16 protein-coding genes are annotated in these 15,190 nt (G+C 44.0%); 8 read left to right on the forward strand and 8 right to left on the reverse strand.

What is annotated here, in order from left to right; genetic code table 11:
* Positions 1-26: 26 nt before the first annotated feature.
* Positions 27-482 carry a dUTP diphosphatase gene (gene dut / locus MKS91_RS02690; protein ID WP_258569301.1) on the forward strand — a complete coding sequence of 152 codons (456 nt, stop codon included), beginning with the start codon at positions 27-29 and terminating at the stop codon, positions 480-482.
* Here the strand turns inward: dut and MKS91_RS02695 are convergent.
* From MKS91_RS02695 to MKS91_RS02705, 3 genes are read right to left on the reverse strand one after another with little or no spacing between them, the layout of a single operon-like run.
* Positions 479-1,231 carry a TatD family hydrolase gene (locus tag MKS91_RS02695; RefSeq protein ID WP_258569302.1) on the reverse strand — a complete coding sequence of 251 codons (753 nt, stop codon included), beginning with the start codon at positions 1,229-1,231 and terminating at the stop codon, positions 479-481. The genes dut and MKS91_RS02695 overlap by 4 nt on opposite strands.
* A 1-nt stretch (position 1,232) precedes the next feature.
* Entirely contained in the window at positions 1,233-1,832 is a 600-nt protein-coding gene (gene coq7 / locus MKS91_RS02700; RefSeq protein WP_258569303.1) for a 2-polyprenyl-3-methyl-6-methoxy-1,4-benzoquinone monooxygenase, read from the reverse strand.
* A 28-nt stretch (positions 1,833-1,860) separates the two neighbouring features.
* Entirely contained in the window at positions 1,861-3,282 is a 1,422-nt protein-coding gene (locus MKS91_RS02705) for an AAA family ATPase (protein WP_258569304.1), read from the reverse strand.
* A gap of 203 nt (positions 3,283-3,485) precedes the next feature.
* Here MKS91_RS02705 and parC point away from each other — a divergent pair, with 203 nt between their 5' ends.
* A complete protein-coding gene (gene parC, locus MKS91_RS02710; RefSeq protein ID WP_258569305.1) occupies positions 3,486-5,720 on the forward strand; it encodes a DNA topoisomerase IV subunit A in 2,235 nt (744 codons plus the stop codon).
* Here the strand turns inward: parC and MKS91_RS02715 are convergent.
* The 5 genes from MKS91_RS02715 to MKS91_RS02735 form a co-directional block, all read right to left on the reverse strand.
* The gene (locus tag MKS91_RS02715; RefSeq protein WP_258569306.1) at positions 5,701-6,153 is read right to left on the reverse strand and encodes a Dps family protein; all 453 of its coding nucleotides are present in this window, start codon (positions 6,151-6,153) and stop codon (positions 5,701-5,703) included. The genes parC and MKS91_RS02715 overlap by 20 nt on opposite strands.
* Before the next feature lie 79 nt (positions 6,154-6,232).
* Positions 6,233-6,883 carry a hypothetical protein gene (locus MKS91_RS02720; RefSeq protein WP_258569307.1) on the reverse strand — a complete coding sequence of 217 codons (651 nt, stop codon included), beginning with the start codon at positions 6,881-6,883 and terminating at the stop codon, positions 6,233-6,235.
* 80 nt (positions 6,884-6,963) lie between these two features.
* The gene (locus MKS91_RS02725; protein ID WP_258569308.1) at positions 6,964-8,199 is read right to left on the reverse strand and encodes a 16S rRNA (cytosine(967)-C(5))-methyltransferase; all 1,236 of its coding nucleotides are present in this window, start codon (positions 8,197-8,199) and stop codon (positions 6,964-6,966) included.
* An 87-nt stretch (positions 8,200-8,286) separates the two neighbouring features.
* The gene (gene cydB / locus MKS91_RS02730; RefSeq protein ID WP_258569309.1) at positions 8,287-9,279 is read right to left on the reverse strand and encodes a cytochrome d ubiquinol oxidase subunit II; all 993 of its coding nucleotides are present in this window, start codon (positions 9,277-9,279) and stop codon (positions 8,287-8,289) included.
* The gene (locus MKS91_RS02735) at positions 9,279-10,658 is read right to left on the reverse strand and encodes a cytochrome ubiquinol oxidase subunit I (protein WP_258569310.1); all 1,380 of its coding nucleotides are present in this window, start codon (positions 10,656-10,658) and stop codon (positions 9,279-9,281) included. The genes cydB and MKS91_RS02735 overlap by 1 nt, the downstream gene beginning before the upstream one ends.
* Before the next feature lie 385 nt (positions 10,659-11,043).
* Between MKS91_RS02735 and rpmH the strand changes: the two genes are divergently transcribed.
* From rpmH to MKS91_RS02765, 6 genes are all read left to right on the forward strand, one after another.
* On the forward strand, positions 11,044-11,178 hold the full coding sequence (gene rpmH / locus MKS91_RS02740; RefSeq protein WP_258569311.1) for a 50S ribosomal protein L34: 135 nt from the start codon (positions 11,044-11,046) through the stop codon (positions 11,176-11,178).
* Positions 11,179-11,201: 23 nt separating this feature from the next.
* Positions 11,202-11,498 carry a ribonuclease P protein component gene (locus tag MKS91_RS02745; RefSeq protein WP_258569312.1) on the forward strand — a complete coding sequence of 99 codons (297 nt, stop codon included), beginning with the start codon at positions 11,202-11,204 and terminating at the stop codon, positions 11,496-11,498.
* 2 nt (positions 11,499-11,500) lie between these two features.
* A complete protein-coding gene (gene yidC, locus MKS91_RS02750; protein WP_258569313.1) occupies positions 11,501-13,138 on the forward strand; it encodes a membrane protein insertase YidC in 1,638 nt (545 codons plus the stop codon).
* Positions 13,135-14,418, forward strand: coding sequence for a tRNA uridine-5-carboxymethylaminomethyl(34) synthesis GTPase MnmE (gene mnmE, locus MKS91_RS02755; RefSeq protein ID WP_258569314.1), 1,284 nt, complete (start codon positions 13,135-13,137; stop codon positions 14,416-14,418). The genes yidC and mnmE overlap by 4 nt, the downstream gene beginning before the upstream one ends.
* A 12-nt stretch (positions 14,419-14,430) precedes the next feature.
* Positions 14,431-14,793 carry a hypothetical protein gene (locus MKS91_RS02760; RefSeq protein ID WP_258569315.1) on the forward strand — a complete coding sequence of 121 codons (363 nt, stop codon included), beginning with the start codon at positions 14,431-14,433 and terminating at the stop codon, positions 14,791-14,793.
* A 64-nt stretch (positions 14,794-14,857) separates the two neighbouring features.
* Positions 14,858-14,986: a hypothetical protein gene (locus tag MKS91_RS02765; protein ID WP_258569316.1), complete on the forward strand. Its 129-nt coding sequence runs from the start codon at positions 14,858-14,860 to the stop codon at positions 14,984-14,986.
* Positions 14,987-15,190 lie beyond the last annotated feature (204 nt).

Here is a 15,190-nt window from a genome sequence, read left to right on the forward strand (position 1 = left end):
GATGCAACCTTTTCAGGAGACGCCCCATGCTAAAAAATATCCAACTTAAAGTTTTAGACCCTCGTATCGGCCAAGAATACCCTTTGCCTCAGTATCAAACCGAAGGATCTGCCGGCTTAGATCTTTATGCCTGCTTACCAGAGTCTCTGGTTATCCCTGCAAACCAATGTGTCTTACTGCCAACAGGTATTGCGCTCTATATCAAAGACCCTCGTTACTGCGCTGTCATTGCGCCTCGGTCAGGGCTTGGGCACAAAAAAGGCATCGTGTTAGGCAACTTGGTGGGCGTCATCGATGCAGACTACCAAGGCGAGCTAAAGGTCTCTTGCTGGAACAGAAGCACAACACCCCAAACGATTGAGCCCATGGATAGAGTTGCACAACTGCTTTTTCTTCCAGTATTGCGCCCGTCCTTTGAGCTGGTTGATCAGTTCTGTGGAACAGAGCGTGGCGAAGGCGGTTTTGGAAGTACCGGACATTAACCCACCAATGCCAAATAATTCTTCGTGGTTTGTTCTGCAACAGCCTCCCATGAAATCCCTTTCAACTCAGCAACTTTCTCTGCCACGTAACGGGTATATCCTGGATAATTTGGCTTTCCTCGATATGGTACTGGCGCTAAAAAAGGCGAATCGGTCTCTAACAATAGATGCTCGAGCGGGATCTTTTGAGCGACCTCATGCAGCTGGTGTGCATTTTTGAATGTTACAATGCCCGACAATGAAATCAAAAGCCCTTGACCCACTGCCTTTTTAGCAACATCGTAGCTCTCTGAAAAACAATGCAATATCCCCTTTCCTTGGTATTTCTGACATAAAAACGCCATCGTATCATCTGTTGCGTCTCTCATATGGATAACCAAAGCCTTCCCTGAATCTTCCGCAATGCTTGCATGAGCCTCTAGAGCTTCCATTTGTATCGTTTTTTGAGTGCTATCGTGATAATTGTCCAAGCCTGTCTCTCCTATCGCGACAACAGCCGGATCTTTTGCGGCCTGTCTTAAGCGCTCCTCCCAGCCTTTCTTGGCTTTTATCACATCACATGGATGAATGCCCAAAGCCACATCAATGTCTGGGTCTTGGCCTAAAACGATCAAAGAATCCCACTGAGACTCTTCGACTGAGATTGTCAAAAACCGCTGAACCCCAAGAGCTTTTGCCATTGATTTCACCTCTTCCAGAGGCTTGTCTAAATAATCCAAATGACAGTGGCTGTCAACAATAAAACCCATCTTATAACCTCTCTGATACCGACGTTAATACCCGCCCCATGGCTGCCATCATCTGGCAGACCTTAGGCGGCAACTGTACTGCCCCTAAACGCTTGGCTTCTTCCCCATGCGCCTCTTCTTCTTCGATCATGGTCATTAATATTTGACGTGAACGAACATCTTCTTGAGGGAGCCGATCCAAATGATCCTTTAAATGATCTAACACCTGCCTTTCAGTTTCAGCCACAAAGCCCAATGCATATGAGGGCCCCGCTATTCGACTCATTGCACCAATTGAAAACGCTCCAAAAAACCATATTGGGTTACAATAGCTCAAGCGCCCTTGCATGCTTAAGACCCTGGAACCACACCAATCAAGATGCCGGAACTCATCAATCAGCGCATGCTGGTAAAATGACTGCAATCTCGGATCTGCTTCAAAAAACCCCGCTCCCAAATAGAGCCCCTGTGCCGCAACCTCTCCAGCATAATTTACCCGCATCAAGCGCACACTGTGTTCATTGTATGCTTCATAATGTGGCGTTCTGGGCGAATGCCCCAACACTTTTATCATTTTATCAACAGCATCAATGAGGCTATCAATCCCTTCAAGCTTTATCACAACAAAAATTTATATCAATTAATAAATATTACTCTAGAGATTGTAGCTTGTCTACATCAACACGAACTTGGCTCAATTGACGTATCCATGGCTGGCCTCCTGTCATTCCCTCAGACAAGACGCCAACATGTTCTTTTGCTGCTGATATATCAGAAAATGAGCCCACAACAACCAAAAACTTTTCTTTATTTTGCCGTGCCGCATGAATCACGTGAGCATTATCATACTGCTTAGCAACACGCATAGCTTCCTCACGATCCGGTGTGGCCAATACCTGCACCGTATATCCTTCACTCTTCTCCAGCCACTCACCTTGACTCTCCTGAGTCACAGACAAACTGGGCACAACCGACTCTTGCCTAACCGGTTCGACATCTACGATTGGCGCCTGCGGGCTAACAACCGGCTCAGCTTCTAGGGCCTCTTCTAGCGCCTTTTTCTCTGGCACAACCTGATCCTCTACCAGTTCCGCCAAAACAAACCCTTCTTCAACAACTGTTTCAGGGCTTTCCATGGCCAAAACCTCTTCTGCTGCAGTGTTTGCCGCCCACACCGGCTCAGAGGCTTGGTCCGCTACTACTGACTGATAACAGAAGTACCCAAACAAAAGAGAAAAGAATAGCGCAATGGCCCACAACGCATTGCCTTCACCAACAATAGGACTGCTTGGTCTCTTAACATGTCCTTTAATTAGCTGGTCCAGCATCGCCCCTGCTCTCTTATTTACCTGCATTGGCAAACCTCCTGATAGTTGATAAATTTTTGCACATGCTTTGCGACAAATCTTTTTGGACGAACTTACGCCACTTTCCTTTAAACGAGATAAAATATACGCCTCTGTTTGATCTGCGCCCCAAGCACGAATCATTCCTTGCGGAAAATCCCCCTGCACCCCCAACTCGGCCCAAAGTGCACGCACCTTAGTCAAGGCAGCAGACGTCCCAAACAGCACCACTTGGATCTTGTAAGGCTCTTGCTGCAGCGCTGTAAGGCGTAGCACTGTGCTTAATGCTTCCTGGCTCAAGTTTTGGGCATCATCAATAATAAGCGCTACCGCTTCTTTCCGCTTAGCAATAACACGTCTAACGCTGTCAATCTTTAGGTTATCCACCATATCTCCTGGCGGAAGCTCAATGTTAAACCGGCAGCAAATCATTTTAAGTAGTCCAGATGACTTTATCGTTTTGGTCGCTGAGATTAACTGTGTAGGGCGCCTTTTGTTCTTAAGAAAGTGCTTGGCTAACTGCTTTGCATGAATTGACTTCCCAACACCGGCAACACCCGTAAACACCAGAAGTTGCGTCATGCTGTCCGACAATGAAAACACTTCTTGCTGAGTAAATACAGCCTGAGCATTCGGCCCAGCTGATTTTGTCGGGAAAGGATTTGATTTAAGCCCAAGCTCTACCCAGTCGGCACTTCCGCCATAAACACCTGTCCTGATTGTCATTCGCAAACCTCAGTAATATTCAATGATATGGTATGCCTATGCCGCCACTTCCGCAACCCCTTCTCTGCACATTAAGAAAACACCTACTCAACATTGAGAAATCTCTTATATACAGCACTTGGCGGGGGGGCATAACAAATATTGTTTGAAAATAGCCACAAAATGCGCTAATTTATAGCACCTTAAGACGTAAAGCCACTATCATGCATAGTTTTGAACAAAAACCCATCGCAGAATATACCGAACAAGCTTACTATGAGTACGCACAATATGTGATTCAAAACAGAGCGATCCCTAAGTTAGAAGATGGTTTAAAACCTGTCCAAAGACGCATTCTCTTTGCAATGTCAGAGCTTGGCTTAAGGTCGACCAGCAAGCCTAAAAAATCCGCACGGACCATCGGGGATGTTTTAGGAAAGTTTCACCCTCATGGTGACACCGCTTGTTATGAAGCCATGGTGCTTATGGCTCAAGACTTTTCTTACCGATATCCCTTGGTTGAAGGGCAAGGAAACTGGGGTGCTATCGACGCGCCCAAGTCTTTCGCTGCCATGCGATATACTGAAGCAAAGTTGTCGCCATATGCCCAACTGTTGCTTAAAGACCTCAACCCACACACAACAGAGTGGGGGCCGAATTTTGATGGCACACTTAGAGAGCCTATCACGCTGCCAGCACGGCTTCCCAACATTTTATTAAATGGTGCCAGCGGTATTGCCGTTGGACTGGCAACCGACATCCCCCCTCATAATATTAAAGAAATCGGGAATGCTTGTATTGCGCTACTAAAAAAACCAAGCCTGTCCTCCCAGGCTCTGGCAGAAATTCTTCCTGGCCCTGACTACCCTACCGGCGGTGAAATCATTAACAGTGCTGCTGAATTAGAAGCTATCTATCGATCCGGCCAAGGGCAGATCAAGCAAAGAGCATCTTATCAAATAGACGATACTGCCTTGACAATAAATGCGTTACCCCACCAAGTATCCTCCAGCAAGGTCATTCAACAAATTGCTGACCTTATGATTGGGAAGAAGCTGCCTTTGGTAAAAAACTTGCGTGATGAATCTGATGAAAACGCACAAGTAGCTATTGTTTTAAGCTTAAAAAACAGTCGTGTTTCAGGGGACGATATTATGCATACTTTGTTTGCAGAAACCGATCTTGAAAAATCACATAAAGTCAACATCACCTATATCTCTCCAGAGAAAAAGCCCGTTCAAACAGGCGTCTTGCCACTACTGCTGTCCTGGCTGGTTTTTCAAGAAAACACCCTCATCAAAGGCTTACAACACCAGCTTAGCATCACCGAAAGCCGACTCCATATTATAGCAGGCCTAGTGATTGTTTTTGAGTTTTTAGACGAGGTGATAAAGATCATCCGTCACGAAGACAATCCCAAACCAGTATTAATGGCTCGCTTTTCGCTTTCTGAAGAACAAGCCCATGCTATTTTAGAAACGAAGTTAAAGCATTTAGCAAAGCTTGAGGCCCACAAGCTACAAGAAGAACAACAAAACCTGAAATCCTTGGCTGAATCTTTAAAACAACTTCTTGAAGACCCACAGGCGCGCAAAAAGCACATCATCAAGTCAATCCGACAAGATCTTGCTGATTTTGGGGATGAGCGTCGAAGTAAAATTATTGAGCGAAAGCCTGCCAGCCGCACAAGCATTCCCCAAACAATCCCCAAAGAAGCAATAACGATTTTGCTGTCAGAAAAGCACTGGGTAAGAGCAGCAAAAGGACATGACGCTGACATAGAAAAGGTTTCTTTTAAAACTGGCGACAGCTTGGCTGTATCCTTTAAGGGCTATACACATTGGCCCTGTATCCTTTTTGATGACTCAGGTATAGCCTATACCCTGGCAACACATGAACTACCATCAGCAAGAAGCCATGGCGAGCCCGTTACTAAAATGATTTCTCCCTCTGGAACGATCTTGCCGAGGATACTATGCGGGCCTCTAGAACAACCCGTATTGCTGGCCAGCTCCTTAGGTTACGGCTTTATTTCTTCTATTCAGGCGTTAAGCACAAGAAATCGCGCAGGCAAAAAAGTACTCTCCTTAGGGGAAGCCAGTATTGCTTATGCAAAACCTTTACGAGAAGTCACGTATCTGGCTCTATTCACCCAACAAGGAAGGCTGCTTATTATTCCAACTGCAGATGTTCCTTCCTTAGCCAAAGGGAAAGGAAATAAGTTAATTCAAATTCATAAGAAAGAGTTAATAGACAATGTCGATTCTTTGGTTCGTATCCAGCCACTTGCTGCTGATGACATCTTGGTAGTACACTCAGGCAAAAGAACCTTTACTCAGCCCCCTAAAGCATGGGATGCATACATCGGCACAAGAGGACAAAGAGGTGCTTTTCTCCCCCGAGGTTACCGTAGAGTGACCGACACAGAGATAGACTCCCCTAATCAAGATTCGATCTAAGCAACCACGCAAAATGATCCACTGCTCTAATCCTGTCCGTGAGTAAATCAATGGTTCCGGCATCATTGTCTTTTTCTAAAACCTCAATGTGCTCTAACATCAAATAACTCATTTGTTCATAGTCATGAACCAAAGCTTCAACACCCTGCCGAATATCTTTTTGGCTGGATGTAAACTCCTCTAAACGTGAAAGTGCTACAAACTCGCTCATAGCCGCTGGACTATTCTCTCCCAGCGCTCGAATCCTTTCTGCAATCACATCAATAGATTCACCTAAATCTTCATACAGTTCATCAAGCAGTTTATGAATGGCAATAAACGTTTGCCCCTCAACATTCCAATGAACATTTTGTACTTTAACCAAAAGCACATAACTGTCCGCTAACACATGCTTTAATGCCTCTACACTACTCAGACTATTGCTTAATGCCATCGCCATCTCCTAATCTACTTATCTAGTAGCGTATTCTAGTGCGTTTTTTATATTTGACAGAAGAATATCTAAAAAGGCTCTAGGCACTGGCAGAAAGCGCCTTTTCTTCTCTCCCTATCAGGCAGACGGGTCGCAATACTGATACAGCTGCATGCATGCCTGAAAAGGCCTTAACATGGAGCGCTCTTACGGCTGAAATAGTATAGTAATTACCCAGATATATCCCTAGCAAACCTGTCATTAATAGTGGGAGGCCCAAGGTTTCTGGCCTTTCTTCCCAACGAGAGCTCACAGCCTCAATAAAACTGGTTTCTGTGCACAAAAATGCCAAAACATGTAGCACCATCATGACTACTGGTGGTACAGCATACTGCACAAATGCAACCAAAATCGCAAAAAAGAGCGCGACTAGGGTCGCATCAAATAACTCAACAGGTGTCTCACTAGGCTTGGTCTCGCCACTCACAGAGAAGCCCGGGGCCTTCATCCCTAAAGGCTGGCGAAAGGCAGGTAGCATGATTAAGCCTACACTGACAACATAGCCTTGCATGTTGAATTTTTCAAAAATCTCTTGAGAAAACGCCACCAATACAGCCGCAACAGTTGTTGCCGCAGTGCAAACAAAGCCCCATACCACCTTGGGCAAAAGAAGCCATAAATTCACCACCGTAGATAAATAATATAGAGCATATAATGCTATCATGTATTCAAGAAACCCCAAGACCATCACAAATCCTCTCTTTATTATAAAATAGATATTGACGCTTTCTCAATGCGCCTGGCTTATCTTACGCGCTTACTAATGATAGATCAATGTTTTGCAAGCACCGCTATATATACAACATCTCGGCTATGCTCACTCGTTAAATAACACCCATGCTGCCCCTTGATCCAGCCCTGCTGGGGCATTGTGACCACAGATGCATCTTGCTGTTGAGACAAGAGCCAGGCTACCTGCTGTTCATTCTCCTCAGGCAACACTGAGCACGTGGAGTAAACCAAATGCCCTCCTGAAGACAGCTGTGCCCAAAGGTTCTCAAGCATCTGCCTTTGTTGCATCTGGTTTTGCAGATCATCTCTTTCTTGAATCGCTATTTCTGGATGCTTCGCAATAACGCCTGTCGCAGAACATGGCACGTCTGCCCAAATCAAATCAAAAGGCTCTTGATAATCATAAACGGCGCTATCCGCTTCAACAATCTCAAGCTTTAAACCTAATCGGGCATTATTCTCCTGTAACCGAGTCAAACGCAGAGAATCGTTATCTGCAGCAACAACCCGAGGCTTAAAGCCATAACGAGATCTGAGCATGACTGACTTGCCACCAGGCGCTGCACAAGCATCCAAGATCGCCTGAGGGCGTGCATCAGGTAGTAACGCTTCAATTTGTTGGTTAGCCTCTGACAAAACTGTAAACCACCCTTTTTCATAGCCCGGTAACTGACGAATATGACCGAAACGCTCCAGTACTATAGCAGGCCCCTCTTGCGAAAATGCCACCTCTGCTTCTTGTAGCTGAAAAATCATATCCTCTACTGAGACATTGTGCTGGCAGACCGCCAAGCAAACAGCGGAAGGTTCTTGCATAAAACGCACAATTTCTCGCCAACACTGATGATGGCTTTTTAGACGCCCCAATAGCTCTGGCCGCATATTGTATTGGATGCTTTCAACCCCCCTGGCTTTGATACGAAACTTTTCCTGATTCAGCATATACTGACGCAACACTGCATTCACGACAGATGCAGGCAATCCCATCACCTTGGACTGCTCAACCATTGCATTAACAAGCTTTGCCGTATTTGTCGAGGAAGTATCAAGCCGAAAAAAACAAATCATAAGATAGATGCTAAGAGGCCTTGGGCTGTTTTTTCGCAAAAGCTTATTTAAACAAAACTGATAAAAAAAATAGTTGCGCAATACGCCCAATCCCCAAGCTTTAACCTTCCCCGTATTCGCTTCTGTTTTATCCACATTGAAGGGCTTTCTCTTATATAACGTTGCCTCAAGACAAGCAACTGTTTCTTTCTCAGTCACAGCACTCATGACAAACTCCATCCAAAAATCACTGACAAAACTTTATGTACGATATACAATGCAAGCACCCCTGATAGATAAAGGCCAAAAGCCCATTTAGTGGTAGAAGGAATCACTGTCTTYCACCTTTCCTCTAAAGACCCAATAAGCATAACCACTATAGCCAATCAACATCGGCAGCAAAACCATACTTACTGTAACGATAAGCCTTAAGGCGCTCTCATGGGAGGCCAGCTCTTGATAACTTTTACTCGGTAGCAAATCCGGGTATAAACTAATAGCCAATCCCAAAAAACACCCTAAAAACATAAAAACAGCACCATAAAATGGCCAAAAATCGGCACCCTGCTTGGTTTGGTAAAAAGCCCATACCAAAACTCCCCCTGACAATAATGGGAGAGGCGTCAAAAACAGGACAGAATCACTAAACCAAATTTTTGCAATCATGGGATTTACCAATGGCGTGATAATGGTAATAGCCGCCAAAATAATGAATGCTGAAATATACAAATTTAATGACAAATGACGGGCCTTATCCCTCATGCTGTTGCAGGTTTTTGCAACCAGCCACCCAGAGCCTAATAGCGCATATCCAAAACAAAGCCCCATACCACATAAAAAGACAAACGGACTATTCCAAAGTACCTTACTGTTTTCATAGAGGTTGATGGCTTGATGGCTAATCTGTATGTATGTTCCCAAAATCACTCCCTGAGAAAATGTTGCGATCAATGATGATAGAAAAAACGCCCTAGCCCACACATGCTTACTTTTTTCTGCTTTTGCCCGGAACTCAAAGGCAACCCCTCGAACGACCAATGCGCACAACATGAGCATCAGTGGCAGATAAAATGCTGGTAATAGCGTCGAATAGGCATGAGGAAAAGCTGCAAATAAAAGAGCCCCCCCTAAGATCAACCACGTTTCATTGCCATCCCATAAGGGCGCAATGGTTTTGAGCGCTATTTCTTGTTGCTGTTCGTTAAAGAAAGGAAATAAAATCCCAACCCCTAAATCAAAACCGTCTAAAACAACATACATAAAGATTGCAAATGCGACCAACCCCAAACATATAAATGCATAATCCATTAGCTATCCCTTTCTGCCCCCACAGCATCAATTAAATACCCCAAAGCGTCAACCTCTTCTTCCTCAGCATGACCTGGGCCCTTTTGAATCACTTTGACAATAAAAAATAGGTAGGTTGCCAAAAAGCTCATATACAAAATAAAAATAACGGTCAATGAAAGCGCCACATGTGACACAGCAATGGGTGAAACCGCATCACGAGTCCTCATTAATCCATAAATAACCCAAGGTTGCCGGCCAACCTCACTGGTAATCCACCCACAGGTTGTCGCAACAAACCCCAGCGGAATAGTGAACATATACGCTTTCAGTAATATCGGATGTCTCACCAAACGCTGTTTGCGTATGGCAAATAAACCCAAGAAGGACAACAAAACAAAAAGCAAACCAATCCCAACCATGATTCTAAATGAAAAGAAAACCATTCCGACTTGAGGTCGATCTTTTTTATCCACCCTATCTAAACCTGGTAAAACACCATCGAAGCTGTGGGTATTAATCAAACTCGCCAACTTTGGAATCTTTATCTCAAAATGATTTTTTTCTTGAACCATATCTGGTATCGCAAATAATATTAAAGGCGCACCTGATTGCGTTGTCCAATTGGCTTCAATTGCTGCTGTTTTCACGGGCTGATGTTCCATCACATGAATGCCAACGAAATCTCCTAAAATAACCTGACCTATAGATAAAACTGCAGCCACGTACAAAGCCGGCAGAAAAGATGCCGACGCATAAACAACATCTCGTTTCTTATAAAAGTAATAAGCAGATATCCCCATAACCACAAAACTTGTGGATATCATACTGGCCATGAGCATATGAGAGGAGCGCAAAACATAAGATGGATTGAATATAACCTCAAGCCAACTATTGGCAATCAATCTCCCACCCTCTATAGCAAAACCTGCTGGCGTGTGCATAAATGAGTTTGCTGACATTATCCACAAAAGTGAAATCACAGTCCCCAAAGCGACCATGCATGTGGAAAAAAAATGAGCTTTTGGTGAGACTTTCTTCCATCCAAAAAGCATGATGCCCAAGAAGCCGGCTTCTAAAAAAAATGCAGACATTGTCTCCATCATAATTAATGGCCCAAGGACGCTTCCTGAAAAGTCCGTAAACCCTGAAAAATTTGCCCCCAGTTCATAGGACAACACCACCCCAGAGACAACCCCCATCGCAAAACTTAATGCAAAAATTTTAGACCAAAATTGGCAAAGCTTTAAATAAATTTCAGACTTTGTGTATAAATATTTTGCTTCCCAAAACACCAAAAACAATCCCAGGCCTATATTAAAAGTAGGAAACACTCCATGAAAGGTAATGGTAAAAGCAAACTGTACTCTTGACAAAAATTCAGTCGAATATTCAATCATATTTAATCCAAATAGCTCCCTACAGTATAGGGGAAAAAAGACCAAAAGACAAGGTGTGGATAACTACCCCCAAAACCGTGGATAACTATGTGGATAACTATGTGGATAACTACTTATCCACATTTTGTCCACAGGTTTATCCACAGACTTGTCCACAGGAAAAAAGTGCGTAACTTGTTGTCATTGAATGAAAACAAAAAGTTATCCACCGAAAAGTGGCCACCCTATTATTACTATTCTATTTTAATACTATAATTATAATATAAGCACCGGGTTTTGTCAGATAATATTAGACACATATAATATTGTAATGATTATTAGGGAATTAGTTGACAAGGAGAGGTTTTAGCAGTAATATTCGAATATTCTTAGTTAAGAGAGTGAGATGAAAAGAACATACCAACCTAGTAAGTTAAAGAGAAAGCGAACGCATGGCTTCAGAAAGCGTATGAAGACAGCTTCTGGAAGAGCGGTCATTAATGCTCGTAGAAGCAAAGGTAGAAAATCGCTTGCTGCATAATGCCGCTTCGAAAGGATCAGAGAATGTATGCGAAAGGTCAACCTAGTTGCACCCAGGTCCTAAAGAAAATTAAGCAGCATCCTTTAGAGATTGTCCACTACAACGCACCGCATAACTGTGGTGTATGTATTATCCCTAAAAGGACTGTCCCCTCGGCAGTCGTGCGAAATAGGCTTCGTAGGCAAATTACCAGTGCCCTTCATGTTGAGTTTAAGAAAGAACAATATGGTGGTGTGCGAGTCCGAATTGTTAGTGCGCCCAGAGACAATATTTCAGTATTTCACATAGTAAGCGAATGCTTGGAGAACTTAAGGAGTTAAAAATGGCAGATCGGTTTAAAACGTTTCTTTTACAGGCCATCGTGTTTGTGTTGTTGTTTCAAGGAGGCACACTGGCTTATGGGTATTTCTTCCCTTCGGATATTGCGCTCTCGGTCATTGAAGCGCCCTCTTCTGCCCAGGTAGGGGGTTCTCATTCTATCGGAGACAAAAAGCGCTATGTTAGAGTCGAGACCAATAAGCTATCAATGATTATTGATCGATTGGGAGGTCGAATTGTCCAAGTTAGTTTCCCTGAATATAGGTCTTATTCTAGTGATGCATCGATGCGGTTTTTAGAGGCGTCAAAAACGTCTGCACTGAATGCACAAGCTGGGATTGTCGGCGATGAAGCGATTTTGTTCAGAACGGCACAGCCCAGCTATAAAATATCAAAAGGAAGAGCTGTCGTCGCATTGCAGGCCGAGTCTTCTAGTGGCGTTCGCTTTAGCAAAGAATTTCAGTTTGATAGCGATGCATACTCGGTAGGGGTATTTGTTCGTGCAACCAATGGTTCTGAGAGAATGTTTACCGCATCGTCCTATCATGCTTTCGGAGGTGAGGCGTATAGCGATATTGAAGGCCAGACGGCCACTCCCTCCTCAAAAGACGTCTCCTTTGATGGTGAAGGCTCTGAGTTTGTAAGCGCTATTCGCGGATACAGTGGGATTTCATATACAACCAATTCGAAGCCATATGTAAGAGTTAAGTATTCTGATATGGCCTCCCGAGCCCCTGACCGAACGAAAGGCGGTTGGTTGGCCTTCCAAAAGCACCAATTCCTAGCGGCTTGGTCTCTTCAGGAAAAAGAAAGCTTTCAAGTGAAAAACTTTTGGAGAGAAGGTCTTGTTGCGGAAGACAGTGCGACATTTAAGCAGGCTTTTGCTTCTCAGGCGGTTTCAGCCAAGAAAGAACTTCGCCCAGGAGACAGTTTTTCTGAGCGCTCTACCCTTTTTGTGGGGCCTCAAAAGCATGATTTAATGGCAGAGGTTGATGGAACGCTCCGACTCACCTTTGATTACGGGTTTTTCTGGATGTTCGCAAGCTTTTTGCATAAAGCGTTAAGATTTATCCACACATTTGTTCCCAGCTGGGGATGGTCTCTTGTTGTGCTGATCGCAGCACTAAGACTGGTTTTCTTTAAGTCAACCCGAGATCAGGCATTACAAGCTGAAAAGCTGAATAAAATGAAACCTGAAAAAGACGCACTTGAAGCACGATTTGCTGGCCGCCCGCGTTTGGACCCAGAGATGAATGAAGCACGTTTGGCTCTGTATAAAAAGCACGGCATTCAAATGATGTCTCTGGCAGCCTTTTTGCCACTGCTACAGCTGCCACTTTTGCTAGCATTCTATGGGATGATTACAGCTGTTGTTGACTTTAGGGCCGAGCACTTTTTATGGTTGAATGACCTTGCGGCGCCGGATCCTTTCTATGTTCTTCCTGTGTTTGCTGCTGTTGTCATGTATTTACAAAGTGCTGAGATGAGCGTTAGTGAAGATTTTAAATTGGTTGCTCGGTATATGCCGGTGATATTCCTCTTCTTCGGTGTGAAGTTTCCAGCGGCATTACAGCTGTATATCGGGCTAAATACAGGCCTTGGTGTTTTACAAAATAAACTGTTAGCGAAAAAGAAAAAATGACGACAATTGTTGCTCCTGCAACAGCAATGGTCTCACAACCGATTGGTATTATTCGGTTGTCGGGGCCTTTGTCTTTGCAGATAATAAAAAAAATAACAAAACAAAAGCGGATCAAAGTCAGGCATGCGCACTTTGTTACTGTATATGATAAAGAGATTCTTGATCATGCTGTGGTGCTGTATTTCAAAGCGCCCTATTCTTTTACAGGAGAGGATGTTGTTGAAATCCAGATGCACGGTAATCCGTATCTGATGGAGAATGTGATCAAGCTATGTATTGGCTTGGGGGCTGAGATGGCACAGCCTGGGGCCTTTTCACACCGGGCATTTTTAAATGGAAAGATGAAGCTGGATCAAGTGGAGGCCGTTGCTGATATTATTCATGCAGGCTCTCTTCGAGCAGCAAAAAGTGCCGCATCTTCACTTGAAGGAACGTTAGGCACAAAGGTTTCGGAATTACAAGCTGAGCTTATGGCGCTGAGAGTGCTTGTTGAGGCCAGTATTGATTTCTCTGAAGAAGACATCCCTGTTATATCCCAGGCGGCTTGTAATGCCCGTTTGGCGTTGCTACATAGCCGTTTGCAGGCATTGCTGCAGACTGCAAAGACAGGGGCCTCTTTACAGAAAGGGATTCAGGTTGCTTTGGTGGGGGCGCCGAATGTTGGTAAGTCAACGCTGATGAATGCGATTTGTAAAAAACAAGTCTCTATCGTGACCTCAGAAGCAGGAACAACCCGTGATGTTTTGAGTCAAGAAGTTATCCACAAAGGGGTTCATCTAACATTTTTTGATACTGCAGGGGTTCGTTCTACCAGCAGCATTGCTGAAAAAATTGGTATTGAGAAGGCTCATGAGTTTGCAACAAAAGCAGATTTGGTCTTATTGATGGGAGACCATCAGACCAGGCCCTTGTCATTAGAGGGGTTAGAGACACCATCATGGGTTGTGTATAATAAAAAAGATTTATTCCCAGACGCTGTTGAAGATGCATTATTCATCTCCGCCCGTCATGGTGATGGCGTGGATGAGCTGTTGGATAAAATACTGGAGTATTTTAAGCTGGCTGAGCATGTTGAGGCGCCTTTTAGTGCAAGAACCAGACAGGTTGATGTTTTGAAGAGAGCCAATCAACTACTACAAGAGACCCAAGGTATTGTTGATGCAGAGATCGTTGCCCATAACCTGTGGGATGTTCAGCAAGTTTTATCAGAAATCACAGGGGAAGTATCTACGGATGATGTGTTGGGAGAATTATTTTCAGACTTTTGTATTGGAAAGTAGTCAACTGTTATTATGAAGCTTAAAAACTGGCAGAAGCAATTATTGCAGGAAGGCTACTCTTTGCCATTAAGACAGCCTCATCAGCAGTCACGGGTCTTGGCTCTTCCATATTGCTGGTGCGTGATATTGTTAAGCATGGCTCTGACCCTTTGGTATGTTTTTTGGCAACAAGAACCGACCAATCATTTTAGTGAGGCCCCCTACCCCAACAGCCTTTCTCCCGAAGGCTATATTCTTGAGCTCATCGAAGAGATTTGTCTGAATGTTCACGGCAAAAGATGCAAAGTCGTTACAATCCCTGCTGATGAAGATGCTGTTGGTAGCATGGGGGAAACCTCAGGGACAGCAAGCGCTTTCCAGCAGAGACCTCTGTAACATATTGATTTTATTGTGTTTTCGTGTTGTGGCATTATCATAAGAAGAATAAAGGGAGAAAAAAATGGGTATCTTTAATCGAATGATGTTGAGAAGCGCAGTTACAGCAACGGTTGCCTGGGAAGTGGTTCCTCATATTGCAATTACCTATGCAGCCTCTGCTGATGAGTCGTTAGTGATTACGCCAGCATAGTTAGCGTCATTATTGAAAGAATATGTCTTCAGGCCTATTTTTTTTAGGCAATACGGAAGCCACGGGTTTTAAAAATTCTTCGAAATTCTCAAAATATTTTTTTATATGACATTCATGCAGATGTCTTGCGCTACTGACATATAATTTTTAAATAAATCAAGTTGGCTGAAAAGGCATTTCTACCACCCTCCCCTACAAAGTGTT

The sequence above is a fragment of the Candidatus Synchoanobacter obligatus genome (assembly GCF_024259865.1).
Lineage (GTDB): Bacteria > Pseudomonadota > Gammaproteobacteria > Comchoanobacterales > Comchoanobacteraceae > Synchoanobacter > Synchoanobacter obligatus.